This window comes from Streptomyces sp. NPDC034037, assembly GCF_055575715.1.
In genome coordinates, this window is record NZ_JBVISC010000008.1 from 231,346 (window position 1) to 255,053 (window position 23,708).

The 23,708-nt window shown below is 72.3% G+C and carries 22 protein-coding genes; 10 read left to right on the forward strand and 12 right to left on the reverse strand.

Annotation, left to right across the window (positions count from 1 at the left end; genetic code table 11):
• Positions 1-4 precede the first annotated feature (4 nt).
• Genes ACZ516_RS27375 through ACZ516_RS27410 form a run of 8 tightly spaced genes read right to left on the reverse strand, consistent with a single transcriptional unit; the run spans position 5 to position 7,155 of the window.
• Complete coding sequence (locus tag ACZ516_RS27375; protein WP_469012024.1) at positions 5-1,999, reverse strand: NADH-quinone oxidoreductase subunit 5 family protein; 1,995 nt, start codon at positions 1,997-1,999, stop codon at positions 5-7.
• Positions 1,996-2,430: an NADH-quinone oxidoreductase subunit NuoK gene (nuoK, locus tag ACZ516_RS27380; RefSeq protein ID WP_469012026.1), complete on the reverse strand. Its 435-nt coding sequence runs from the start codon at positions 2,428-2,430 to the stop codon at positions 1,996-1,998. Before nuoK ends, ACZ516_RS27375 begins: the two co-directional genes overlap by 4 nt.
• Positions 2,430-3,005: an NADH-quinone oxidoreductase subunit J family protein gene (locus tag ACZ516_RS27385; protein WP_358577318.1), complete on the reverse strand. Its 576-nt coding sequence runs from the start codon at positions 3,003-3,005 to the stop codon at positions 2,430-2,432. The genes nuoK and ACZ516_RS27385 overlap by 1 nt, the downstream gene beginning before the upstream one ends.
• The gene (locus tag ACZ516_RS27390; protein ID WP_469012027.1) at positions 3,002-3,634 is read right to left on the reverse strand and encodes a NuoI/complex I 23 kDa subunit family protein; all 633 of its coding nucleotides are present in this window, start codon (positions 3,632-3,634) and stop codon (positions 3,002-3,004) included. The genes ACZ516_RS27385 and ACZ516_RS27390 overlap by 4 nt, the downstream gene beginning before the upstream one ends.
• Before the next feature lie 2 nt (positions 3,635-3,636).
• Positions 3,637-4,605, reverse strand: coding sequence for a complex I subunit 1/NuoH family protein (locus ACZ516_RS27395; protein WP_361082832.1), 969 nt, complete (start codon positions 4,603-4,605; stop codon positions 3,637-3,639).
• Positions 4,602-6,026: an NADH-quinone oxidoreductase subunit C gene (locus ACZ516_RS27400; RefSeq protein WP_469012029.1), complete on the reverse strand. Its 1,425-nt coding sequence runs from the start codon at positions 6,024-6,026 to the stop codon at positions 4,602-4,604. The genes ACZ516_RS27395 and ACZ516_RS27400 overlap by 4 nt, the downstream gene beginning before the upstream one ends.
• Positions 6,023-6,775 carry an NADH-quinone oxidoreductase subunit B gene (locus ACZ516_RS27405; protein ID WP_469012031.1) on the reverse strand — a complete coding sequence of 251 codons (753 nt, stop codon included), beginning with the start codon at positions 6,773-6,775 and terminating at the stop codon, positions 6,023-6,025. Before ACZ516_RS27405 ends, ACZ516_RS27400 begins: the two co-directional genes overlap by 4 nt.
• Complete coding sequence (locus tag ACZ516_RS27410) at positions 6,766-7,155, reverse strand: NADH-quinone oxidoreductase subunit A (protein ID WP_358577306.1); 390 nt, start codon at positions 7,153-7,155, stop codon at positions 6,766-6,768. Before ACZ516_RS27410 ends, ACZ516_RS27405 begins: the two co-directional genes overlap by 10 nt.
• Positions 7,156-7,406: 251 nt before the next feature.
• Between ACZ516_RS27410 and ACZ516_RS27415 the strand changes: the two genes are divergently transcribed.
• From ACZ516_RS27415 to ACZ516_RS27435, 5 genes are all read left to right on the forward strand, one after another.
• The gene (locus tag ACZ516_RS27415; protein WP_469012032.1) at positions 7,407-8,633 is read left to right on the forward strand and encodes a sensor histidine kinase; all 1,227 of its coding nucleotides are present in this window, start codon (positions 7,407-7,409) and stop codon (positions 8,631-8,633) included.
• Positions 8,634-8,750: 117 nt separating this feature from the next.
• Positions 8,751-10,109, forward strand: coding sequence for a sensor histidine kinase (locus ACZ516_RS27420; protein ID WP_361082822.1), 1,359 nt, complete (start codon positions 8,751-8,753; stop codon positions 10,107-10,109).
• A gap of 220 nt (positions 10,110-10,329) precedes the next feature.
• The gene (locus ACZ516_RS27425) at positions 10,330-11,001 is read left to right on the forward strand and encodes a response regulator transcription factor (RefSeq protein ID WP_358577299.1); all 672 of its coding nucleotides are present in this window, start codon (positions 10,330-10,332) and stop codon (positions 10,999-11,001) included.
• A gap of 280 nt (positions 11,002-11,281) precedes the next feature.
• Positions 11,282-13,213 (forward strand): 2-oxoacid:acceptor oxidoreductase subunit alpha, encoded by a 1,932-nt coding sequence (locus tag ACZ516_RS27430; RefSeq protein WP_469012034.1) that lies wholly within the window; start codon positions 11,282-11,284, stop codon positions 13,211-13,213.
• Positions 13,206-14,267, forward strand: coding sequence for a 2-oxoacid:ferredoxin oxidoreductase subunit beta (locus ACZ516_RS27435; RefSeq protein WP_469012036.1), 1,062 nt, complete (start codon positions 13,206-13,208; stop codon positions 14,265-14,267). The genes ACZ516_RS27430 and ACZ516_RS27435 overlap by 8 nt, the downstream gene beginning before the upstream one ends.
• A 130-nt stretch (positions 14,268-14,397) precedes the next feature.
• On the opposite strand, the gene ACZ516_RS27440 is transcribed toward ACZ516_RS27435, so the two are convergent.
• Positions 14,398-14,772, reverse strand: coding sequence for a winged helix-turn-helix transcriptional regulator (locus tag ACZ516_RS27440; RefSeq protein WP_361082818.1), 375 nt, complete (start codon positions 14,770-14,772; stop codon positions 14,398-14,400).
• 92 nt (positions 14,773-14,864) lie between these two features.
• Here ACZ516_RS27440 and ACZ516_RS27445 point away from each other — a divergent pair, with 92 nt between their 5' ends.
• The 5 genes from ACZ516_RS27445 to ACZ516_RS27465 all read left to right on the forward strand — a co-directional run bounded on the left by ACZ516_RS27445 (position 14,865) and on the right by ACZ516_RS27465 (position 19,993).
• Positions 14,865-15,725 (forward strand): SDR family oxidoreductase, encoded by an 861-nt coding sequence (locus ACZ516_RS27445; RefSeq protein ID WP_469012038.1) that lies wholly within the window; start codon positions 14,865-14,867, stop codon positions 15,723-15,725.
• A gap of 207 nt (positions 15,726-15,932) precedes the next feature.
• Positions 15,933-16,922 (forward strand): EamA family transporter RarD, encoded by a 990-nt coding sequence (gene rarD, locus ACZ516_RS27450; RefSeq protein WP_467465341.1) that lies wholly within the window; start codon positions 15,933-15,935, stop codon positions 16,920-16,922.
• A 190-nt stretch (positions 16,923-17,112) separates the two neighbouring features.
• Entirely contained in the window at positions 17,113-17,460 is a 348-nt protein-coding gene (locus tag ACZ516_RS27455; RefSeq protein WP_469012039.1) for a hypothetical protein, read from the forward strand.
• Between the two features lie 76 nt (positions 17,461-17,536).
• Positions 17,537-19,228, forward strand: coding sequence for a hypothetical protein (locus tag ACZ516_RS27460; RefSeq protein WP_469012041.1), 1,692 nt, complete (start codon positions 17,537-17,539; stop codon positions 19,226-19,228).
• A gap of 93 nt (positions 19,229-19,321) precedes the next feature.
• Complete coding sequence (locus ACZ516_RS27465) at positions 19,322-19,993, forward strand: flavodoxin family protein (RefSeq protein ID WP_361082808.1); 672 nt, start codon at positions 19,322-19,324, stop codon at positions 19,991-19,993.
• Here the strand turns inward: ACZ516_RS27465 and ACZ516_RS27470 are convergent.
• The 3 genes from ACZ516_RS27470 to ACZ516_RS27480 form a co-directional block, all read right to left on the reverse strand.
• On the reverse strand, positions 19,983-20,942 hold the full coding sequence (locus tag ACZ516_RS27470; RefSeq protein WP_361082806.1) for an ABC transporter permease: 960 nt from the start codon (positions 20,940-20,942) through the stop codon (positions 19,983-19,985). The two genes, ACZ516_RS27465 and ACZ516_RS27470, sit on opposite strands and share 11 nt — an antisense overlap.
• Positions 20,929-21,924 carry an ABC transporter ATP-binding protein gene (locus tag ACZ516_RS27475; RefSeq protein WP_358911447.1) on the reverse strand — a complete coding sequence of 332 codons (996 nt, stop codon included), beginning with the start codon at positions 21,922-21,924 and terminating at the stop codon, positions 20,929-20,931. The genes ACZ516_RS27470 and ACZ516_RS27475 overlap by 14 nt, the downstream gene beginning before the upstream one ends.
• Positions 21,925-22,307: 383 nt before the next feature.
• Positions 22,308-23,600: a LolA family protein gene (locus ACZ516_RS27480; protein ID WP_469012042.1), complete on the reverse strand. Its 1,293-nt coding sequence runs from the start codon at positions 23,598-23,600 to the stop codon at positions 22,308-22,310.
• Positions 23,601-23,708 lie beyond the last annotated feature (108 nt).

Below are 23,708 nucleotides of genomic sequence, written 5' to 3' on the forward strand. Positions count from 1 at the left end.
CTGCTCACGCTCCGGCGGTGGCGACAAGGACGGCGGCGACGGCCAGGACGACCGTGCCTGCGAGCAGCGCGCTCAGATAGGTCTGGACGTTGCCGGTCTGCGCGCGCCGGACGGCCGCGCCGAGCCAGCGGGGCACGGTGCCCGCGCCGCGCACGTACGTCTCGACGACCTCGCGGTCGAGGAAGCGGACGAGGCGTGCGGCGGCCTGGACCGGGCGGACGAACAGGGCGGCGTAGGCGGCGTCGAGGCGGAAACCGGCGGCGGCGTGGCGGTGCAGGGGGCCGAGCAGCAGCCGGCCGGGGTCCGCCGGGTCGTCGGCCGAGGCGACGTCTCCGTACGCGGGGGCGTGGGAGGCGATGGCCTCCGCCTCGACCTGCCCGCCGTCACCTTCCGGGCTCGCCGCGACGGCGCCCAGCGGGACGCGCGCGGCGCGCGCGGTGGTGTGCCGCCACGCGCCGTACATGACGAGGGCGCCGGCGAGCGCAAGCCCCGTGCCGAGGACGGAGGTCGTGAGCGTCGGGGAGAGCGAGTGGCCGTCGAACCAGTCCGGCAGGACGCCGACGGCGGTACCGAAGGCGAGGGAGGGCACCGCGAGCACCCACAGCACGGCCGTCATGGCGAGCGGCTGCTTCCCGTGGTCGGGGACCTCGGTTCCCCTGCCGTGGAAGGCGAGCAGCCACAGGCGCGTCGCGTACGCGGCGGTGAGGAGGGCGGTGAGCAGACCGGCGACGAGGACGATCCAGCCGGCGGCGGCCGGCACGGAGCCGGCCTGGCCGGTGGCCGTGTGCTCGGCGGCGCCGAGGACGGCCTCCTTGGAGAAGAAGCCGCTGAACGGCGGGATCGCGGCGAGCGCGAGGAGCGCCACCGTCATCGTCCAGTAGGCGTCCGGGACGCGGTCGCGCAGGCCCGTCATGCGGGACATGGCGGCCAGCGAGTTGGTACCGGCGGCGTGGATGAGCACGCCCGCGGTGAGGAACAGCAGCGCCTTGAAGGCGCCGTGGGCCAGGAGGTGGAAGACGGCGGCGCCGCGGTCGCCGACGGCGAGGGCGCCGGTCATGTAGCCGAGCTGGCCGATCGTCGAGTACGCGAGGACGCGCTTGATGTCGTCCTGGGCGAGCGCGGCGAGGGCCGAACCGGCCATGGTGACGGCGGCCATGACGGCGAGGACGACCAGGGCCGCCCCGGAGGCGGCGAAGACGGGGAGGAGCCGGGCCACGAAGTAGACACCGGCGGCGACCATCGTCGCGGCGTGGATCAGCGCGGAGACGGGCGTGGGGCCCGCCATCGCGTCGGGCAGCCAGGTGTGCAGCGGGAACTGCGCGGACTTGCCCGCGACGCCCGCGAGGAGCAGCAGGGCGATCAGGGTGGGGTGGTCCAGGCCGCCGTCCGCAACGCGCGCGGTGATCGTCGTGACGCGGAACGAGCCCGTGTCCGCGGCGAGGGCGAACAGGCCGATCAGGAAGGGGACGTCGCCGAGCTTGGTGACCAGGAAGGCCTTGAGGGAGGCCGCGCGTGCCTCGGGCGTCTCCCAGTAGTGGCCCACGAGGAAGTACGAGCAGATGCCCATGACCTCCCAGCCGACCAGGAGCACCATCAGGTCGCCGGAGTAGACGACGAGCAGCATCGCGGAGGTGAAGAGGGAGACGAGAGCGGCGTAGGAGGGGTAGCGCGGGTCCTCGCGGAGGTAGCCCGTCGAGTAGATCTGCACGCAGGAGGCGACGACGCCGACCAGGACGGCGACGAGGGCGGCGAAGCCGTCGATGTGCAGGGCGAGTTCGACGGGGACCGAACCGGTCGGGGTCAGCTCGGTCGCGGCGTCGACCGAGCGGCCGCCGCCCTGCCGGACGGCCACGAGCACGGCGAGCAGCAGCGCCGTCAGGGTGGGCAGGACCGCGAGGGGGCGTACGAGGCCTGGAGCCCGGCGGCCGAGGAACAAGCCGGCGGCCGCGCCCAGGAACGGCAGAAGGGGGACGAGGACGGCGAGGGTGGTCGTGGTCACGCGGTGGCCTCGGCCTTCTGCGACTGCGGTGACTGCTGTGACTGCGGTGACTGCGGTGACTGCTGAGGTTCCCGCGACTCGTCCGGCTCCTGCGACTTCTGGGACTCGTCGGGCGCGGAGGGCTCGGCGGTGTCGCGGAGGGCGTCGACGGCGGAGGTGCCGCGGTTGCGGTAGACGGCAAGCACGATGGCTAGGCCGATGCCGATCTCGGCGGCGGCGATGGCGATGGTGAACAGGGTCAGCGCCTGGCCGGCGTGGAGGGAGTCACGGAGCCAGACGTCGAAGGCGACGAGGTTGAGGTTGACGGCGTTGAGCATCAGCTCGACGGACATCAGGACCAGGATCGCGTTGCGCCGGGCGAGTACGCCGTAGAGGCCGACGCAGAAGAGGAGGACGGCGAGGACGGCCGGATAGGCGAGGTGGAGGTGCATCAGCGGTTCTCCTCGCGGTCCGTGGCCCGGGCATCCGCCGCGGCGTTCCTGCGGGACAGGGCGATGGCGCCGACCAGGGCGGCGAGCAGCAGGACGGAGAGCGCCTCGAAGGGGAGCACCCAGTGCCGGAAGAGGATCGAGCCGCTCACGCGGGTGGAGCCCTGGGCGGCGCCGTCCAGGTCGATCACCGTGGTGCGGAAGGCGTCCACGACGACCCAGACCAGGGCGGACGCGGCGACGAGGGCCACCGCGAGCGCGACCGGGCGGTTGCCCGAGTCGGCGTCCGGGGAGCGGCCGATGGGTGCCCTCGTGAGCATCAGACCGAAGAGGAGGAGGACCACGACGGAGCCGACGTAGATGAGGACCTGCACCCAGGCGATGAACTCCGCGGTCAGCAGGAGGTACTCGACGGCGAGGCCGCCCAGGGCCACGACCAGCCACAGGGCGGCGTGCACGAGCTGCCTGGTCGTGACGGTGATGACCGCCGCGCCCAGCGTGAGGAGGCCGACGAGGAGGAAGGCGATCTCGACGCCGGTCGGGGAGAGGAAGCCGTGGGTTTCGGCGGCGATGTTCACGACTCCCCGCCCTTCGTCTCGGGGCCGGCCGGCGGCTCGGGCGTGGCGGCCGTGGCGGCCGTCGGCTCGGAGGAGGTGCTGCCCGACGTCTGGGAGGCAGCGGCTTCGGCGGCTGCCAGCTTTTCGGCGGTCTTGCGGGCGGCGGCGAGTTCCTTCGGGTCCTCGGCGCCGGGGTCCAGGGCGGGCGGGGCCGGCACCGTCCACATCCACTCGCGGAGCTTGTCGCGCTCGTGGGTGAGTTCGTGGATGTCGGTCTCGGCGTACTCGAACTCCGGTGACCAGAACAGGGCGTCGAAAGGGCAGACCTCGATGCAGATGCCGCAGTACATGCAGAGGGAGAAGTCGATGGCGAAGCGGTCGAGGACGTTGCGGCTGCGCTCACGGCCGCCGGGGGCGGCGGGCGGGACGGTCTCCTTGTGGGAGTCGATGTAGATGCACCAGTCGGGGCACTCGCGGGCGCAGAGCATGCAGACCGTGCAGTTCTCCTCGAACAGGCCGATGACGCCCCGGGTGCGGGGCGGCAGTTCGGGCTGGTGCTCCGGGTACTGCTCGGTGACGGTCTTCTTCGTCATCGTGCGGAGGGTGACGGCCAGGCCCTTGGCGAGGCCGGATCCGGGGACGGGAGACATGGTTAGGAGATCGCCACCTTCACGATTCCGGTGAGCGCGATCTGCGCGAGGGCGAGGGGCACGAGCGTGGTCCAGGCGAGCTTTTGCAGCTGGTCCTCGCGGAGGCGGGGGTAGGAGACGCGCAGCCAGATCACGACGAAGGCGAGGACGGCCGTCTTCAGCAGGGTCCAGACCCAGCCGAGACCGTCGGCGCCCCCCGGGCCGTGCCAGCCGCCCAGGAAGAGGACGGTGGTCAGGCCGCACAGGACGACGATCCCGGCGTACTCGGCGAGGAGGAACAGGGCGAAGCGCAGACCGGTGTACTCGGTGTAGGCGCCGAAGATGATCTCGGAGTCGGCGACGGGCATGTCGAAGGGCGGCCGCTGGAGTTCGGCGAGGCCCGCGACGAAGAAGACGAGGGCGCCGACGATCTGCCAGGGCAGCCACCACCACTCGAACGCGTCCACGATGCCGGGCAGCGAGACGGTGCCCGCCGCCATCGCGACCGAGGCGGCGGCGAGCAGCATCGGCAGCTCGTAGGCGAGGAGCTGGGCGGCGGTGCGCAGGCCGCCGAGGAGGGAGAACTTGTTGGCGCTGGCCCAGCCCGCCATGAGGGAGCCGAGGACGCCGATGCCCATGACCGCGAGGACGAAGAAGATGCCGGCGTCGACGACCTCGCCGACCGCGCCCTCGCCGGGGCCGACCGGGATCGCGACCAGGACGAGGAGGTAGGGCAGGAGGGCGATCGCGGGGGCCAGCTGAAAGACGCGGCGGTCGGCGTCGGCCGGGACGATGTCCTCCTTCTGGGCGAACTTGACGCCGTCGGCGACGAGCTGGGCCCAGCCGTGGAAACCGCCGGCGTACATGGGGCCGAGGCGGCCCTGCATGTGGGCCATCACCTTGTGCTCGGTCTGACCGACCACGAGGGGCAGGACCAGGAACGCCGCGAAGACGATGACGAGGCGCAGGGCGACGTCGAGGGCGTCGTTCACTCGGTGCCTCCTGGGCGTTCGCCGTTCTCCGGGTCCTCGGCGGTGCCGGGCGCGGGGCGCTCGGGGTCGGGTACGGGGCGCTCGGGCTCGGGGTCGGGTACGGGCCGCTCGGACTCGGGCTTCGGCTCGGGCTCGGGCTTCGGCTCGGGCTCAGCGGGGCGAGGCGGCTTCGCGCCTTCGGGCTGTTCGGCCTCGGCCCCGGACCGCTCGGCGTCGTCGAAGGTCGGGCGGGCGTGGTGCCACGGGGCGTCGGAGCTGCGCGGGGCGGGGCGCCGCTTGGGCTCGGGCGCTGCGGCGGGTGCGGGGGCGGGTGCGGGCGTCGCCTCCGTGGCCGGGGACGCGTCAGTCGCCGGGGTTGCGGTCGCCTCCGCAGCGGGGGTCGCCTCGGGCGCGGGGGCTGCCTCGGTCGCCGGGGACGCCTTGGGCGCGGGAGTCGGTTCCGGCATCGGCGGTGTCGGTGTCGCTGACGCCGTGTCCGTGGGCGAGGTTCCCGCATCCGTGGGCGAGACGCCCGCGTCCGTAGGCGAGACGCCCGCGTCCGTGGGCGATGCACCCGTCTCCGAAGAAGGCGTAACTTCCGCCCGCTGGGACGCCGAGCCCTGGCTGACGCTGCGCGAGCGCCGCGGGGGCCGGGCCGGGGCCGTCGGCTGCTGGACCTCGGTGGACTCAGCGGCCGCCTGGTCCGCAGGCAGCGTGCCCCCGGTACCGGAAGCGCCGGTCGCCGGCGGGGTCGTCGCCTGGCTCGCCGAGCCTTCGCTCACCGAGCGGGCCCGCCGCACCGGGCGTTCACCGGCCGCCGCACGACCGGCAGCGCCCGCCGCACGAGCGGTCCGCGCCGGGCGGGCCGGGGCGGCCGGGAGCTGACCCTTCAGGGGGCCCCATTCGTTGGGGTCGGGAACGCCGGGCGGCAGCATCTGGCGCCGCTTGGGGCCGCCGTGCTCGGACTCGCCCGGCTCCTTGGCGCCCGGCCAGGCCTTCGCGACGCGCGCCGCGAGGACGAAGTCCTTGCGCAGAGGGTGGCCCTCGAAGGTCTCGGGCAGCAGCAGCGGGGTCAGCCCGGGGTGGCCCTCGAACGTCACGCCGAACATCTCGTGCGTCTCGCGCTCGTGCCAGGCGGCGCCCGCGTAGACGTCCACGGCCGAGGCGAGCACCGGCGCGTCGTGCGCGACCGTCGTCCGCAGGAGGAGGCGTCGTACCGGGGAGAGCGCGACGACGTGGGCGGCGACGCGAAAGCCCGTGCCGGGCTCGTCGACCGCGCTCAGCCAGTCGAAGTAGGTGCAGCCCAGCGTGGTGCGGGCCGTTTCCAGGGAGGTGGTCCACTGCGCCGGGGGGACGTCGACGGTCAGTACGTCGTACGACTCCTCGGCCGTCGCCTCCGCGCCGAAGAGCTCCTCGACGGGGCTCGGCAGCCAGCCGGTCACCGGTCACCTTCCTGAGCCTGGGCCTCGGGCGCCGACCGGGTCCCGGGCGCCGACTGGGTCTCGGGCGCCGACTGGGTCTCGGGCGCCGCCGGCCCCTGGACGAGACCACTGCGCAGCGCCGCCGCGGAGGGCCGCGTGCCCTTGGCGTCGGTGCCCTTGCCGTCCGTGCCCTGACCGCCCGTGCCGTTGCCGTACCGCTCCCCCAGCGACTCGGCGGCGATCTTCTCCTGGAGCTTGAGGATGCCCTGGAGCAGCGCTTCGGGCCGCGGCGGGCAGCCGGGCACGTAGACGTCGACCGGAATGATCTGGTCGACGCCCTTGGTGACGGAGTACGAGTCCCAGTAGGGGCCGCCGCAGTTGGAGCAGGCGCCGAAGGAGATGACGTACTTCGGTTCGGGCATCTGCTCGTACAGGCGCTTGACGGCGGGGGCCATCTTGTCGGTGACCGTGCCGGAGACGACCATCAGGTCGGCCTGGCGCGGCCCCGGCGCGAACGGGATGACGCCGAGCCGGATGAAGTCGTGGCGCGCCATGGAGGCGGCGATGAACTCGATGGCGCAGCAGGCGAGGCCGAAGTTGAAGACCCACAGGGAGTACCGGCGGCCCCAGTTGAGGACCACCTTCATCGGCTCGGGGGCCAGGCGGGAGAGCACCCCAAGCCGCTTCGGCTCCGGAAGGTCCACGGGAGCGGGGGTCTCCACAGGAGCGGGGGTCTCCACGGGAGCGGGGGTCACGGCACTCACGTCCATGTGAGGACGCCCTTCTTGTATGCGTACAGCAGGCCCACGGCGAGGAAGCCGAGGAAGATGAACATCTCCACGAGCGTCGCCGCGCCGTAGCCGGGCGCGGCGAAGACCGTCGCCCAGGGGAAGAGGAAGATCGAGTCGACGGCGAAGATCACGTAGAGGAAGGCGTAGACGTAGTAGCGGACCTGGGTGTGGGCCCAGCCCTCGCCGACGGGGTCGACGCCGCATTCGTACGTCAGGAGTTTCTCGGGGGTGGGCACCACCGGGCGCAGCAGGCGCCCCGCGCCGAAGGCGACGGCGACGAACAGCACGCCCACGACGGCGAGCAGCCCGACGACGGAGTACGACTGGTAGTAGCTCGCCGCGACGTTCGTCACGTGCACGTCAGCCCCTCACTCACGTCAGTCCTCACTCCCTGACCGCCCTTGATCCCGAGCTGGCCGCCCGTGGTCCCGAGCCTGTTCGACGATCTGTACGCACGGGAGTCTAGGGCCTGCTAAAGACGGAGTAAGCAGAGTGTCACGCTTCGGGCAGGGCGGGGTGGCTTCAGGCGGGGCGGGGTGGGGTTATCCCCCCGGTGACCCGGGAGGGGACCTCATGGCGTTACGGCGGCGCGCCGGGCACTCTGGCGCGTATGACCGCACGCGCCCTGCCCCTGCCCGACGACCCGAAGTCGCCCGGGCCCTCGTACGACGACCGGCCGCCGCCCGCGCGATTCGCGTACGACCGGCACACCTGGAAGGAGATCGCCCACCTCCTGGTGAACCTGCCGCTCGGCATCGCCGGCTTCGTCTACGCGGTGGTCGTGCTGGCCGTGGGTGTCCCGCTGACGGTCACGGTCGTCGGGCTGCCGCTGCTCGCGGCGGGGTTGTCGGGGGCGCGTCTGCTGGGCAGGGCCGAGCGGGCGCGGGCCAGGAAACTGCTCGGGGTGCACGTCGAGGAGCCGAGTCCGATGCCGGTGTTCGGCGGCATCGGCGTCTTCGGCTGGCTCTGGTCGAGCCTGAAGGACCCGGTGGGGTGGCGCACCATGCTGTACGCGTTCATCCGGTTGCCGTGGGGGGTGCTCACCTTCGCCGTGACGATCGCGGGGCTGTTCGTGCTCTGGCCGGTGCTGCCCTTCGTCGTCCGGGGCCTTACCAACGTCGACCGGGCGATGGTGCGCGGGCTGCTCTGTCCCTCGGACGAGCTGGAGCGGCGCATCGCCGAGCTGGAGTCGGACCGGGGCGTGGTCGTGGACACCGCCGCCGCCGATCTGCGCCGCATCGAGCGCGATCTGCACGACGGCGCGCAGGCCCGCCTGGTCGCCCTCGCCATGGGGCTCGGCCTCGCCAAGGAGAAGCTCCTGGAGGACCCCGAGGTCGCCGCCTCGATGGTCGACGAGGCCCACGGCGAGGTGAAACTGGCCCTCCAGGAGCTGCGCGACCTGGCCCGCGGCATCCATCCGGCGGTCCTCACCGACCGCGGGCTGAACGCGGCGCTGTCCTCCGTGGCGTCGCGCTGCACGGTGCCCGTGAAGGTGACCGCCGACCTGCCGGAGCGGCCGGCGGCGGCCATCGAGGGCATCGCGTACTTCACGGTCTCCGAGCTGCTCCAGAACGTCAGCAAGCACAGCGGGGCGAAATCCGCGAGCGTCGAGGTGTGGCGGGCGGACGACCGGTTGCTCATACAGGTGTGGGACGACGGGCGGGGCGGGGCCGGGCCGGACGGCGGCACCGGCCTGGCGGGGCTCGCGGAGCGGCTCGGGTCGGTCGACGGCCTCTTCGTGATCGTCTCGCCGAAGGGCGGACCGACGACGATCACCGCGGAGCTGCCGTGGCGCGACCGGGCGCAGGACCAAGCGTCCGGCTCGCGCGGAAGGTAGGGAAAACCCCCGCCCGAAGACGCCGACCCGCTCCATGGTCCCGGACCCCCGCGGCGGCGAGGCTAGAAGCAGAAGAACACGGGAACCAGGCAGCTTCAGCAGAAATGGACGGCAGCGATGGCCACGGAGTACGGACAGGGGTACGCGCACGGGGACCGGCCGGACCTGCGCGGCACGGGTGGGGCGGACGGGCGCCGCCGCCTCCCGGCGGGGCTGCGCGCCCCGATCGAGGCGCGCACCTGGAAGGAGTTCGGCTACACCCTGCTGAGCCTGCCCATAGGCGTCATGTCCTTCGTCTTCGCGGTCACGATGCTCTCCCTCGGCGTGGGGCTGCTGATCACCTTCATCGGCATACCGGTGCTGGCCGGGGCCCTCGCCGGCTGCCGCGGCATCGGCGCCCTGGAGCGGACGCGGGCCCGGGGCCTGCTCGACCTGGACGTGGCGGCCCCGGAGCCGCTGCGACCCCAGGGCGGCGGCGCGATGGCGGTCATCGGGGCCGTCCTCAAGTCCGGCGCGTCCTGGCGGCACCTGCTGTACTCGGTGCTGATGCTGCCTTGGTCGCTGTTCTCGTTCGTGGTGACAGTGGCCTTCTGGTCGTACGGCTGGATGATGCTCACGTACCCGCTGTGGTTCTGGCTCTTCCCGTTGTACGGCGGCCAGGGCGGCATCCAGCTCTACGGCGACGACGGCCACCGCATCTACCTCGACAACCCCTTCGAGATCGGCGTCACGGCGGCGACCGGCCTGCTGATAACGCTGGCCACGCCGTGGATCCTGCGGGCCCTGACCACGGTGGACCGCGTGATGGTGCAGGGACTGCTGGGTCCCTCGCGGCTCGCGACCCGCGTCGTGGAGCTGGAGTCGGACCGGGGTGTGGTCGTGGACACCGCCGCCGCCGATCTGCGCCGCATCGAGCGCGATCTGCACGACGGCGCGCAGGCCCGCCTGGTCGCCCTCGCCATGGATCTGGGGCTGGCCAAGGAGAAGCTGGCCGAGGACCCCGAGGCCGCGGCCCGCATGGTGGACGAGGCGCACGGCGAGGTGAAGGTCGCCCTTCAAGAGCTGCGCGACCTGGCCCGCGGCATCCATCCGGCGGTCCTCACCGACCGCGGTCTCGACGCGGCGCTCTCCGCGCTGGCCGCGCGCTGCACCGTGCCGGTCCAGGTGGAGGTGGACCTGCCGAGCCGGCCGGCCGCCGCCATCGAGGGCATCGCGTACTTCACGGTCTCCGAGCTGCTCCAGAACATCAGCAAGCACAGCCGGGCGACCCAGGGCGCGGTCGACGTGTGGCGTTCCGAGGACCGGCTGATGCTCCAGGTCACGGACAACGGCTCGGGTGGCGCCGACGTCATGGCGGGCTCGGGGCTCACGGGCCTCGCGGAGCGGCTGGACGCGGTCGACGGGATCCTGGTGGTCGACTCGCCGCGGGGCGGTCCGACGACGATAACGGCGGAACTGCCGTGGCGGCACGCCTGACTCGGCACGCCTGCCCCGCCACGCCTGAGCCACCCGCTGTGCCACCCGTCTGACCCCGGCCGTTCGACCCCGCTCGTCTGCCCCCTCGCGGCGGGCGGGGAAGTTATCCACAGGCCCAGGTGGCCGACCGTGGATCGCGCGATACTGAGGTGCCGGACGGTCGGCCGACGCGACGGACGTCGGACCCGGGCCGCCGGACGAGCGCGGGGGGACAAGAACAGTGGAGGACAAAGTGCGGGTGGCCATCGCCGAGGATTCGGTGCTGCTCAGGGAGGGCCTGACCCGGTTGCTGACCGACCGCGGACATGAGGTGGTCGCGGGGGTGGGGGACGCGGACGCGCTGATCGAGACGATCACGGATCTCGCGGCCCGGGACGCACTGCCGGACGTGGTCGTCGCCGATGTGCGGATGCCGCCGACCCACACCGACGAGGGGGTACGGGCGGCGGTGCTGCTGCGCCACCGCCACCCGGGTCTCGGGGTGCTGGTCCTTTCGCAGTACGTCGAGGAGCAGTACGCCACCGAACTGCTCGCCGCCTCCAGCCGGGGGGTGGGCTATCTGCTGAAGGACCGGGTCGCCGACGTGCGCGATTTCGTGGACGCGGTGGTGCGGGTGGCCGAGGGCGGCACGGCGCTCGACCCGGAGGTCGTCGCGCAGCTGCTGGGCCGCAGCCGCAAGCAGGACGTCCTCGCGGGGCTCACTCCGCGGGAGCGGGAGGTGCTCGGGCTGATGGCGGAGGGCCGGACGAACTCCGCGATCGCCCGCCAGCTCGTGGTGAGCGACGGCGCCGTCGAGAAGCACGTGAGCAACATCTTCCTGAAGCTCGGTCTGTCCCCGAGCGACGGGGACCACCGTCGGGTGCTCGCGGTCCTGACCTACCTCAACTCCTGACCGGCCGAGGCACCCGAACGGGGGGTGTCAGGTCCGGGTCAGGCAGCGGTCAGGGGCAGGCCGTAGAGAGTCCTACAACCAAAGGATGAGCGGGAGCGTCAGCTACGAAGGGCCGGGGGGTCGGGCACATCATGGCAAAACAGGACAGCGAACCGTCTGAAAAGGACATCCAAAATACGAGCCACCCGGGGCAGGCACCCCTTACAGACGTAGGGTGGGCCTTGGGAACGCCGGGCGTCCCGGCGTTTACCCTCAGCCGCCTTGAGGGAGGTCCAGTTCAGTGACCAGCCAGGTCAGTAGCGAAGCCGAGCAGGCCGACGAGGCAATCGTCGGAGAGCAACGCAGGCCCGCGGGTGGAAAAGACGTACAGCGCCTCGACCGGGTGATCATCCGTTTCGCGGGTGACTCGGGTGATGGCATGCAGCTGACGGGTGACCGTTTCACGTCGGAGACCGCGTCGTTCGGCAACGACCTGTCGACGTTGCCGAACTTCCCGGCGGAGATCCGGGCGCCTGCCGGGACGTTGCCCGGGGTGTCCTCTTTCCAGGTGCATTTCGCCGATCACGACATCCTCACTCCGGGGGATGCGCCGAATGTGCTGGTGGCGATGAATCCGGCGGCGCTGAAGGCGAACATCGGGGACGTGCCGCGGGGCGCGGAGATCATCGTGAACACGGATGAGTTCTCCCCGAGGGCGATGCAGAAGGTCGGGTACGACGCCTCGCCGCTGGAGGACGGTTCGCTGGACGCCTACCGGGTGCACCAGGTGCCATTGACGACGTTGACGGTGGAGGCGTTGAAGGACTTCGACCTCTCGCGCAAGGACGCGGGGCGTTGCAAGAACATGTTCGCGCTGGGGTTGTTGTCGTGGATGTATCACCGGCCGACGGAGGGCACGGAGCGGTTCCTGCGGTCGAAGTTCGCGAAGAAGCCCGAGATCGCCGAGGCGAACGTCGCGGCGTTCCGCGCGGGGTGGAACTTCGGGGAGACGACCGAGGACTTCGCGGTCTCGTACGAGGTGGCGCCGGCGGCGGCCGCGTTCCCCGCGGGCACCTACCGCAACATCTCCGGCAATCTGGCGCTGTCGTACGGGTTGATCGCGGCGGCCCGACAGGCGGATCTGCCGCTGTACTTGGGTTCGTATCCGATCACGCCGGCCTCGGACATCCTGCATGAGTTGTCCCGGCACAAGAACTTCGGGGTGCGCACGTTCCAGGCGGAGGACGAGATCGCCGGGATCGGGGCGGCGCTGGGGGCGGCGTTCGGCGGCTCGCTGGCGGTGACGACGACCTCCGGGCCGGGCGTGGCGCTGAAGTCGGAGACGATCGGCCTGGCGGTCTCCCTGGAACTGCCGCTGCTGATCGTGGACATCCAGCGCGGCGGCCCCTCCACGGGGCTGCCGACCAAGACCGAGCAGGCGGACCTGCTGCAGGCGATGTACGGGCGCAACGGCGAGGCGCCGGTGCCGGTGGTGGCCCCCAGGACCGCGGCGGACTGTTTCGACGCGGCGCTGGAGGCGGCGCGGATCGCGCTGACCTACCGCACCCCCGTCTTCCTGCTCAGCGACGGCTATCTGGCCAACGGCAGCGAGCCGTGGCGCATCCCGCAACCGGAGGAACTGCCGGATCTGCGCGTGCAGTTCGCCGCCGGCCCCAATCACACCCAGGCCGACGGCAGCGAGGTGTTCTGGCCCTACAAGCGGGACCCGCGCACGCTGGCACGGCCATGGGCGATTCCGGGTACGCCGGGGCTGGAACACCGGATCGGCGGCATCGAGAAACAGGACGGCACGGGCAACATCTCCTACGACCCGGCCAACCACGACTTCATGGTCCGCACCCGGCAGGCCAAGATCGACGGCATCGAGGTGCCCGACCTCGACGTCGAGGACCCCAGCGGGGAAGCGGACACCCTGGTCCTGGGCTGGGGCTCCACCTACGGGCCCATCACCGCGGCCGTGCGCCGGCTGCGCGCGGCCGGCGTCCCCATCGCCCAGGCCCACCTGCGCCACCTCAACCCCTTCCCGCGCAACCTGGGCGACATCCTGGGCCGCTACCCCAAGGTGGTGATCCCGGAGATGAACCTGGGCCAGCTCGCCACCCTCGTCCGGGCGAAGTACCTCGTGGACGCGGTCTCGTACAACCAGGTCAACGGCATGCCGTTCAAGGCCGAGCAGCTGGCCACGGCTCTCAAGGAGGCCATCGATGACTGACTCCGGCAACGCACTGCTGCACCTGGTCCCCAAGACCGAGGCCAAACAGTCCATGAAGGACTTCAAGACCGACCAGGAAGTGCGCTGGTGCCCGGGCTGCGGCGACTACGCCGTCCTGGCGGCCGTCCAGGGCTTCATGCCCGAGTTGGGCCTGGCCAAAGAGAACATCGTCTTCGTCTCCGGCATCGGCTGCTCGTCCCGCTTCCCGTACTACATGAACACCTACGGGATGCACTCCATCCACGGCCGCGCCCCGGCCATCGCCACCGGCCTGGCCTCCTCCCGCCGCGACCTGAGCGTATGGGTGGTCACCGGCGACGGCGACGCCCTGTCCATCGGCGGCAACCACCTCATCCACGCCCTGCGCCGCAACGTCAACCTGAAGATCCTGCTCTTCAACAACCGCATCTACGGCCTGACCAAGGGCCAGTACAGCCCCACCTCGGAGCTCGGCAAGATCACCAAATCCACGCCGATGGGCTCCCTGGACGCCCCCTTCAACCCCGTCTCCCTGGCCATCGGCGCGGAGGCCTCCTTCGTGGCACGGACGGTGGACTCCGACCGCAAGCACCTCACGTCGGTGCTGCGCGCGGCCGCCGAACACCCGGGCACGGCACTGGTGGAGATCTACCAGAACTGCAACATCTTCAACGACGGCGCCTTCGAGGTCCTCAAGGACAAGCAGCAGGCCGAGGAAGCCGTCATCCGCCTGGAACACGGGCAGCCGATCCGCTTCGGCACCGAGCAGTCGAAGGGCGTGGTGCGCGACCCGGCCACCGGTGACCTGGAAGTCGTCGCCGTCACCCCGGACAACGAGGCCGACATCCTCACCCACGACGCCCACGCCGCCTCCCCCACCACGGCGTTCGCGCTCTCCCGGCTCGCGGACCCCGACACGCTGCACCACACGCCGATCGGCGTCTTCCGCGACATCCGGCGCCCGGTCTACGACACCCTCATGGCCGACCAGCTCGACACCGCCATCGAACAGAACGGCAAGGGCGACCTCGCCGCACTGCTCACCGGCAGCGACACCTGGACCGTCACCGGCTGACCCGGGGCCGCCCCGGCCGGGAACCGCCCCGGCCGAGACCCGCCCTCACCGGCGGACGCCTTCGCACCGAGCCCGGCTCTGCGCCTTCAACGCCTCAGAGCCGGGCTTCGTCGTACCCCTGGCGGTACCCCTAGCGTGCCTTCTGGTCGTACTCCTGGCGCGCCTTCTGCACGTCGGCCATGCGCCGTTCCGTCCAGGCCGCGAGGGTCCTGACCTGCTCGGCGGCCTCGCGGCCGAGGCCGGTCAGGGAGTAGTCCACGCGGGGCGGGATGACCGGCTTGGCGTCGCGGTGCACCAGGCCGTCCCGTTCCAGGGTCTGCAGGGTCTGGGTCAGCATCTTCTCGCTGACGCGGCCGATCTCGCGGCGCAGCTCGCTGAAGCGGTACGAGCGCTCTTCGAGCGCGATCAGGATCAGGACACCCCAACGGCTGGTGACGTGCTCCAGGACCAGGCGATAGGGGCACATCTCTTCGTTGACGCCACGACTTACCGAGCTTACGGACATACCAGTACCTTACTTCAAAGTGTGTACTTACGCATAGTTAGTGCCGGGCCTAGAGTGAGTGGCAGACCGCATCGGAAGAGGAGATTTCAGACATGAGCATCGTTGTCACCGGAGCCACCGGGAACCTGGGCCGTCTCGTCATCGAGGGGCTGCTCGCCGCCGAGGTCCCCGCAGGACAGATCGCGGCCGTCGTGCGCGACAAGGGCAAGGCCGCCGAGCTCGCGGAGCGCGGCGTCGAGCTGCGCACGGCCGACTACAACGACCCCGCGACCCTGCGCGGCGTCTTCCACGCGGGTGACCGCGTGCTGCTGATCTCCGGCAGCGAGGTCGGGCGGCGCGTGGAGCAGCACCGCGCGGTGATCGCCGCCGCGCGCGAGGCGGGCGTGGCGCTGCTCGCCTACACAAGCATCCTCGGCGGCCCGGAGGCCGACTTCGACCTGGCGGCCGAGCACAAGGCCACCGAGCAGCTGATCCTCGACTCCGGCCTGCCGCACACCTTCCTGCGCAACGGCTGGTACCACGAGAACTACACCGAGCACCTCGCCCCCGTGCTGGAGCACGGCGTGGTCATCGGTTCCGCGGGCGAGGGCCGCATCGCCTCGGCCTCGCGCGCCGACTACGCCGCGGCCGCCGTCGCCGTACTCACGGGCGAGGGCCACGAAGGCAAGGCCTACGAGCTGAGCGGCGACGTCGCGTGGAGCCTGGCCGAGTACGCCGCCGAAGTCGCCCGGCAGAGCGGCAAGGACATCAGCCATGCGAACGTGCCGGCCGAGGAGCACCTCGCCGTGCTGACCGGCGCGGGAGTGCCCGAGCCGATGGCGGCGATCCTCGTCGACGTGGACGCGGCCATCGGGCGGGGGCGCCTCGCGGGCACCAGCGGGGACCTGGCCCGGCTGATCGGCCGCCCGACCACGCCGCTCGCCGACGCGGTGGCCGCCGGGCTCCGCCGCTGAAGCGGCCCTGGCCGGGCCACGCCCGACTCCTCGGCGTCATGAGTGTCCGACCCATACGGACATGACAGGTGCGGCCTCTCGACGCTACCTTCGAGAGGGCAGCGTCGGACTGCCGTGCGCCGAGGAGGGGCCGTGGACAGCGGAGCAGCCGGACAGTCGAAGGGCGAGCAGCGCATAGGGCTGCTGAACGGCTTCGCGGCGTACGGGATGTGGGGCCTCGTGCCTCTCTTCTGGCCACTGCTCAAGCCCTCCGGGGCCGGCGAGATCCTCGCACACCGCATGGCGTGGTCCCTCGTGGTGGTGGGCCTCGCGATGCTCTTCGTACGGCGTTGGGGATGGGCCCGCGAGCTGGTCCGCCGGCCGCGCAGGCTGGGGCTGGTGGTGATCGCCGCCGCGGTCATCACGCTCAACTGGGGCGTCTACATCTGGGCCGTGAACGCCGGCCACGTCGTCGAGGCCTCGCTCGGCTACTTCATCAACCCGCTGGTCACCATCGCGATGGGTGTCCTGCTGCTCGGCGAGCGGCTGCGGCCCGTGCAGTGGGCCGCCGTCGCCGTCGGGCTCGCGGCGGTCCTCGTCCTGGCCTTCGGCTACGGGCAGCCGCCCTGGATCTCGCTCTGCCTCGCCTTCTCCTTCGCGACGTACGGCCTGGTGAAGAAGAAGGTCAACCTCAGCGGTCTGGAGTCGCTCGCCGCCGAGACCGCCGTGCAGTTCCTGCCCGCCGTCGGCTACCTGGTGTGGCTCGGCTCGCGAGGCGACATGACGTTCGGCACGGCGGGCGCGGGGCACGCGGCGCTCCTCGCGGCGACCGGGGTGGTGACCGCCGTTCCCCTGGTCTGCTTCGGGGCGGCGGCGATCCGCGTGCCGCTGTCCACGCTGGGGCTGCTCCAGTACCTCGCACCCGTCTTCCAGTTCCTGATCGGCATCCTGTACTTCCACGAGGCGATGCCGCCCGAACGGTGGGCAGGCTTCGCTCTGGTCTGGCTGGCCCTCTCGCTGCTGACGTGGGACGCGCTGCGCACGGCCCGCCGGAACGCGGCCCGCCTGGGCGCCGCCCGACGGGCCACGCCGGCCACCGAGCCCACGGAGGCGATCACCGCGCAGGCCCTCGGCGCGGAGGCCGTCGCTGCCGAGGCCGTCGCTGCGGACGGGGAGCGGAAGCCCGGCGTCCGGGACGAGCCGGAGCCTGTGGTCTGACCGCCCCAGGGCCCCATCGCCCCCCAGGCCACGGCTCGCCTGGTAGCGGAGTAGCCCGTAGCCCGGATGGCGCATGACGAATCGTTTCCCCACCCGTCCAAGGAGGGACGCCGCGCATCCCGTCACCACCGCCCGGGGACCTCGCCGGTGGAGACGTCAACTCCCCGGCAACGGAAACGAAAGAGGTCCCATGCGCCTTCGTCACGCCATGACCGCCGCCCTCGGCGCCCTGGTGCTCGTCACCACCGTGCCCACCTCGGCTGTCGCCGCCACGGGCCAGTTCCGCTACACGTACACAACCGACGAGGGCTATGAGGCGGTCGGATTCCTCAACGACCCGCCGAGCAGGAGGTGCATCAACCTCAAGGGCGTGGGATCGGACGACCTGGCTCCCGGCCACTCGCCGAAGAACCGCACCGACGCCACGGCGACCGTCTTCCTGCACGCCGACTGCGAGGGGGATCAGTTCTTCAGCTTGCGTCCGCGCACCGGAGGGGGGTCGGAGCGGCTGAAGGTGCGGTCCGTGGTTTTCAGCTGACCACGTGAGCCGGGTGTGGCGGGTGGGGCGGTGGCGGGCGGCAGCGGAGAGGGGCGGTCGTCGTCGGGGACGGTCGGTGAGGGGCGGTACGCGGGGGGCGGCCGACCCGCGCCGGCTCCTTCTCGCCGTCTGCGGTGCCTTCGCCCTGCTGTCCCTGGTCCTCGTCCCGCTCGGCCTCCCCCTCGGCTGGGACGAACTCGTCTACGCCAGCCGGTACGCGCCCCACGCCCCCGCCACCCCGTTCAGCGCGCCCCGCACCCGTGGCGTGCCGCTCCTCATCGCGCCCGTGGCCGCCTGGAGCGACTCCGTGCCGCTCCTCAGGGTGTGGCTGACGCTGCTCTCGTCCGCCGCCCTCTATCTGGGTTTTCGGCCGTGGCTGCGTGCCGCGCCCCGGCCCTCGGCGGGCGTCGTCGGGGCCGCGCTGTACGGCGGGCTGTGGATCACGTTGTTCTACGCGAGCGCGGCCATGCCGAACCACTACACGGCCATGGGTGCCGTGGGCGCGGTCGGCCTGTTCCTGTGCTCACGCCAGTCCGTCCGCACGTACGCCGGGATCGCGGCCGGGCTCGCCCTCGCGACGCTGATGCGGCCCAACGACGGCGCCGCCGTGGGCCTGCCCCTGCTGCTCGCCGCCCTGCTGGTGCCCGCCTGGCGGGGGCGGGGCCGGGTCGGCGCGGTGCTCGGCGGGCTCGCGGTGGGTGTGCTGCCGTGGGCCGTCGAGGCGTACGTCCGTTTCGGCGGGGTCCGCGAACGGCTGACGGAGGCCAGCGAGGTGCAGGGCGATCTGCGCCCGCTGCTGTCCTTCGTCCACCACCTCACGGCCTTCGACGGCCCGCTGCTCTGCCGCCCCTGCACCGGCGACGGCATCCACCCGGTGGCGGCGGAGTGGTGGCTCCTGCTCACCGTCCTGGTGACGACCGGCCTGTGGGCCACCCGCCGCGACAGCGGGACGGCGGCTCGGGCGCGGCCCGTCGGCCGGCCGGTGGGCCCCGCCCGTGTCGCCCTTCTGCCCCGCCTCACCCCTCTGTCCCGCCTCACCCTGCTGCCCCGTGCCAGCCGTCTGTCCCGCCTGTGCCTGCTCCCCCGTGTCAGCCGTCTGTCCCGCTTCGGCCTGCTGCCCCCTGCCAGCCGTTTGCCCCACCTCAGCCTGCTGCCCCCTGCCACCGCCGTGCCCCTTGGCACCGCCCTGGCCCTTGGCACCGCTCTGGCCGTCGCGCTGCCCTATCTGTTGCTCGTCCCTTACGCCGCCCCCCGGTTCCTGCTGCCCGCCCATGCCCTGCTCGCGCCCGTCGCCGCGCTCGGCCTGCTCACCCTCGTCGGATGGGGGCGGACGGTCATGCCGCGGTGGGCGGTGGCGGGCGTGGCGGTGCTCGTGCTCGGAGGGCATCTCGCCGTCCAGATGCTCCTCGTCCAGGGCCACACGACCGTCCAGGCGGCCGCTCGCGGTGACTGGCAGCGGATCGCCGCAGCCCTCCAGCGGCACGGCGTCGGCAACGGCCCGCACCCGGGTGCCGGCACCCGCGCCCCCTGCACCCTGAACGGCAACACCTCCGTCATCCCCCTCGCCCACACCGCCGGTTGCGCCCCCGGCGGCGGCCCGCGCGATCCGCGTCGCCCCACCGCCCTCGTCCTGCGCCGGGCGGCACCGCCACCCTGGGCCCGCGACTGGCCCCGCGAGACCGTGCCCGGCACCTACGCCTCCGGGTGGGTCATCCACGTACGCCCCGACCGCGGCGAGGTGGTCCGGCAGCCGACGCGTACGGGCTGAATTCCCCTGGACGACTTTGGATGCGCGTGCATATAGTGCACACGCAAGTAAGTCGGCGCTCGGCCGTCCCCGGCCACTTCCAGGAGGATTCCCATGACCCGTTCGTTCCTCTTCGTCCTCGGCAGCGGCCGCACCGGCGGCAACACCGAGATCCTGGCCCGCAAGGCCGCCGAGCAGCTGCCCTCGGACGTCGAGCAGCGCTGGATCCATCTCTCCGATCACCCGCTGCCCGACTTCGAGGACCTGCGGCACGACGACTCGCTTCCCCGCGCCCGGCCGCGCCCCGAGGGCACGGAGGCCCTGCTCCTGGACGCCACGCTGCACGCCACGGACATCGTGATCGCGTCGCCGCTGTACTGGTACTCGCTCTCGGCCACCGCCAAGCGCTACCTCGACTACTGGGACGCCTGGCTGGAGACGCCGGAGCTGGACTTCAAGGAGTCGCTGCGGGGCCGCACCCTGTGGGGCGTGACGGCGCTCGCGCACTCCGAGGAGGAGGTGGCCGGACCGCTGATCGACACGCTGAACCACACCGCCGCCTTCTTCCCCATGCGCTTCGGCGGCGTCCTGCTCGGCAACGGCACCCGGCCCGGCCACGTCCTGGCGGACGAGCAGGCGCTGCTGCGCGCCAAGACGTTCTTCGCGCGGGAGGCGCCCGTGGCCCGCTACCCGTACGAGGACACGGCCGGCGGGACGACGGACGAAACGGCGGGCGACCCGGCGGGCGACTCGGACAAGGCAGGCGACGCGGTCCTCACGCCATGATGTCCTTCGCGCCGAACCTCGCCCACGCCGCCGAGCCGAAGACGGCCGCGTAGAGCCCCTGGACACGGAGGTTCTTGATGAGGTCGTCCCAGTAGACCGGCTCGCGCATCAGGTCGGCGAAGGACAGCCAGTAGTGGGAGAAGAAGTACGGGTGCAGGGCGTCCAGCTGCGGGATCTGGTCGAGGATCTGCACCGTGATCAGCAGGCCGACGGTCGTCGCCATCGCGGCGACGCCACTGCTGGTGAGCGTCGAGACGAACAGGCCGAGCGCCGCGAGACCGGTCAGTGACGCGGCGACGACGAGCGCGACGAGCAGGGCCCGCCAGAGTCCCTCGCCGAAGCCCAGCCGGGTGCCGGAGATGGTGGTGACCTCGCCCAGCGGGAAGAGCAGTGCGCCCGTCGCGAGCGCGGTCACGGCCACGACCAGGGTCGCGACCAGGCAGAACGTCAGCGTGGTCGCGTACTTGACGAGCAGCAGGCGGGTGCGGCCCGCGGGCGCGACCAGCAGATAGCGCAGCGTGCCCGCGTTCGCCTCGCCCGCGACGGCGTCGCCCGCGATCACGCCGATCGCCATCGGCAGGAAGAACGGCAGTGTCGCCGCGAGCGCGGTGAAGACCAGGAACAGGCCGTTGTTGGTGATCTGGGCGATGAACGCGGGGCCGCCGCCCTCGCCGCCCCCGCCGACGGTCGAACCGTCGCTCGTCTCGATCTTGACGGCGATGCCGACGACGATCGGCACGGCGGCGAGCACGCCGAGCAGCGCGAGGGTCCGCCAGCGGCGGAAGGTGATCGTCAGCTCGCTGCGGAACAGCCCGAGCGTCCAGCTCGGCCGCGGCTCCGGCACGGGCCCCGCTCCGCCCGCCCCGGGAGCGCCTGCCTCCCTGCCGCCTGCCCCGGGTGCGCCCGCCCCGCCCGGCTCCGGTACGGCCCCCGTCTCAGCCCGCGACATCGAAGCCCTCCCCCGTCAGCGCCACGAACGCGTCCTCCAGCGAGGCCCGTTCGAGGCCGAAGCCCCGGACGCGGACGCCCGCCGCCACCAGCGCGGCATTCACCTCGGCCAGATCCACGTCCCGGCCGGCCGCGTCCTGCGCCGGCGGCTCGCCCGTCACGCCGTCCTGCGTCACGACCAGATCCGCCACGCCCCGCTCCTTCAGGACCCGGGCCGCCTCGCCCGGGTCCGGTGTCGTCACGACCAGCCTGCCGCGGGCGCCCGCCGCCAGCTCGGCGACCGGGCCCTGGGTGAGCAGGCGGCCCCGGTTCATCACGGCCGCGTGCGTGCAGATCTGCTCGATCTCGTCCAGCAGGTGCGAGGACAGGAAGACGGTCGTGCCCTCCGCCGCCAGTTCCCGCACCAGGGCGCGGATCTCACGCATGCCCTGCGGGTCGAGGCCGTTCGTCGGCTCGTCCAGGACGAGGAGTCCGCGTGGGCGGAGCAGCGCGGCGGCGAGGCCGAGCCGCTGCTTCATGCCCAGCGAGTACGCCTTAGCCTTCTTGCCGGCGGCCGCGGCCAGGCCCACCCGGTCGAGGGCGGCCTCGGCACGGGCCCGGCGGGTGCGGGGGTCGGCCGTCGGGTCGGCGGAGTCGTAGCGCAGGAGGTTGTCGCGGCCCGACAGGAAGCCGTAGAGGGCGGGGCCCTCGATCAGCGCGCCGACGTGCGGGAGCACGGCGCGGGCGGCGCGCGGCATGGGCCTGCCGAGGACCCGGGCGGTGCCCGAGGTCGGCTCGATGAGGCCCATCAGCATGCGGATGGTGGTCGTCTTGCCCGAGCCGTTCGGCCCGAGGAACCCGAAGACGCTGCCCTGCGGGACGGCGAGGTCCAGCCGGTCGACGGCGAGGTGTCCGCCGTACCGCTTGGTGAGCCCCCGCGTCTCGATGACGTGGGGCGATGTTCCGCCGGCGAGAGACGGCGTTCCCCCGATCGTGCCCGACACCGCGTCCTCCCGTCGGCCGGCTGTCACCCGGCACGCTTCCGGTCCGTCCTGTCCTGGCTGTGCCTGCGGGCACGCTTCTGGCTGTCCCGTCGGGCACGTTCCTGGCCGTGCCCGACGGGGACGCGCCCGGCTGTCGCCCGGCACGCTTCCGGTCCCTGTCCTGGCTGTGCCGTCGGCGCGCTCCCGGTTGTGCCGTCGGGAACGCTCCGCTCCCAGCTGCGCCCTCGGCCACGCACGCGGCACGCGGATCGGCCGTACCGGCGTCGTTTCCGCTCATCCTCATGTGGCCCGCCCGCTCGTCCGCGTCGCGGTAGTACGCGGTGGTGCACAGTGCCGTCCCGCGCCGCCGTGCACCACCGAGCGCCCCCCGTGGGCCCTACGCGCTAGTGCGCCTCGTTCGCCGCCTTCACCAGCGCGTCCTTCGTGACCGCGCCCGCGTAGACCGTGCCGTCGTCGGTGACGAGGGCGTTGATCAGGCGGGTCGAGAAGACCGTGCCGGAGCCGAACTCGCCGCTGACCTTGTCGCCCAGGGAGTCCAGCAGCTTCTGCGCGCCCGGCGGGACATCGCCCGAACCGGCCGTCGGCAGCCCCTGGCCGCCGGGCAGCTTCAGCTCGGCGATGGAACCCCAGCCCTCACCGATGACCCGCAGGTCGTTCAGGTCCTCCTCCTTGAATTCCTTGCCCTTGCCCTTGCCCTTGAAGTCACCGTCCTTCGGCCTGAAGTCACCGCCGCGCGCCCCGCGTTCGTCGGCCTCGGCGACCTTCGCACCCTTGGGCGGCGTGAAGTCGAACGTGGCCGCGGACGGCTTGCCGAAGTCGACCTTCGTGAAGCCCGCGTCGATCACCGCCGCGCCCCCGGACGCCGGGGTCAGCGTGAACTTCAGCGGCGTACCCGTCTCCGCGTCCACGGCGACCGTGATCTGCCCGACCGTCGAACCGGACTGCTTCGGCTTGACGACCAGGCGGTACGCGTCGCGGCCCGCGACCTGCGCGGTCCCGTCGACCGTGACGGACGTCGTGCCGTCCACGGCCTTCAGCGCCTGCTCGGCGAGGTCCTTGGGCGTGGCGGGCAGCCCCTTCGCCGCGCCCTTCCCGAACTCGGCGCCCTTCCCGGGGCCCTTCCCGGAGCGCCGCTCGGCGCCCTCGTCGGCGCCCTGCGCGTGGTACGCCTCGTTCGAGGCGCTGTCGTAGCCCCACACCTCGTCGCCGTTGTGGATCAGGCTGTACTCGGAGGCGTCCCCGAGGACGGACACCTTCTGCTTGTCGGGGCCATCGGCCGCGACCCGCAGGGTGTGCGTGCCGGACGCCAGCTCCATCAGCTTGCTCGCGGGGTCCGCGGCGGAACCCTCGCCGCCCTCACCGCGGCCCGCGCCGCCGCCTCCGCCCGCGACGCCGCCCGCAAGGCCGCCCACCGAGGGCAGCCCCAGATCCGTGCTGATCTTGACGTGGCCGGAAAGCCGCTGGGTGTCCGACGCGGCGATCTTCTCGATGAGTTCCTGAGCGGTGATCTTCGGCAGATCCGGGTCGCCCGAGGTGGCGAGCGCCGGGACGAGCCCGATCGTCGCCGCCGCCACCCCCGCCACCGCGACGGGGACCGCGTAACGGCTCGCCTTGCGGCGCCGCGCGCGCGGTTCCCCGGCTTTCGTGGTGTCCTGTTCCGGTCCGTACGGTGCCATTGTGTGCCCTACCTCCGTGGTCGGCGGCGGCCCTGCCTGTACGTGCGGTACGTGCCGCATGTGCCGGTACGTCCATACATGCGTACGCGCCTTTGTCCACCCCGCGCC

Bases quoted from the DNA above. Each gene is read 5' to 3' on its own strand.
- nuoK (WP_469012026.1), bottom strand. From the start codon at position 2,430: ATGCACCTCCACCTCGCCTATCCGGCCGTCCTCGCCGTCCTCCTCTTC.
- ACZ516_RS27390 (WP_469012027.1), bottom strand. From the start codon at position 3,634: ATGTCTCCCGTCCCCGGATCCGGCCTCGCCAAGGGCCTGGCCGTCACC.
- ACZ516_RS27405 (WP_469012031.1), bottom strand. From the start codon at position 6,775: ATGGACGTGAGTGCCGTGACCCCCGCTCCCGTGGAGACCCCCGCTCCT.
- ACZ516_RS27415 (WP_469012032.1), top strand. From the start codon at position 7,407: ATGACCGCACGCGCCCTGCCCCTGCCCGACGACCCGAAGTCGCCCGGG.
- ACZ516_RS27420 (WP_361082822.1), top strand. From the start codon at position 8,751: ATGGCCACGGAGTACGGACAGGGGTACGCGCACGGGGACCGGCCGGAC.
- ACZ516_RS27435 (WP_469012036.1), top strand. From the start codon at position 13,206: ATGACTGACTCCGGCAACGCACTGCTGCACCTGGTCCCCAAGACCGAG.
- ACZ516_RS27440 (WP_361082818.1), bottom strand. From the start codon at position 14,772: ATGTCCGTAAGCTCGGTAAGTCGTGGCGTCAACGAAGAGATGTGCCCC.
- ACZ516_RS27445 (WP_469012038.1), top strand. From the start codon at position 14,865: ATGAGCATCGTTGTCACCGGAGCCACCGGGAACCTGGGCCGTCTCGTC.
- rarD (WP_467465341.1), top strand. From the start codon at position 15,933: ATGTGGGGCCTCGTGCCTCTCTTCTGGCCACTGCTCAAGCCCTCCGGG.
- ACZ516_RS27455 (WP_469012039.1), top strand. From the start codon at position 17,113: ATGCGCCTTCGTCACGCCATGACCGCCGCCCTCGGCGCCCTGGTGCTC.
- ACZ516_RS27465 (WP_361082808.1), top strand. From the start codon at position 19,322: ATGACCCGTTCGTTCCTCTTCGTCCTCGGCAGCGGCCGCACCGGCGGC.
- ACZ516_RS27470 (WP_361082806.1), bottom strand. From the start codon at position 20,942: ATGTCGCGGGCTGAGACGGGGGCCGTACCGGAGCCGGGCGGGGCGGGC.
- ACZ516_RS27480 (WP_469012042.1), bottom strand. From the start codon at position 23,600: ATGGCACCGTACGGACCGGAACAGGACACCACGAAAGCCGGGGAACCG.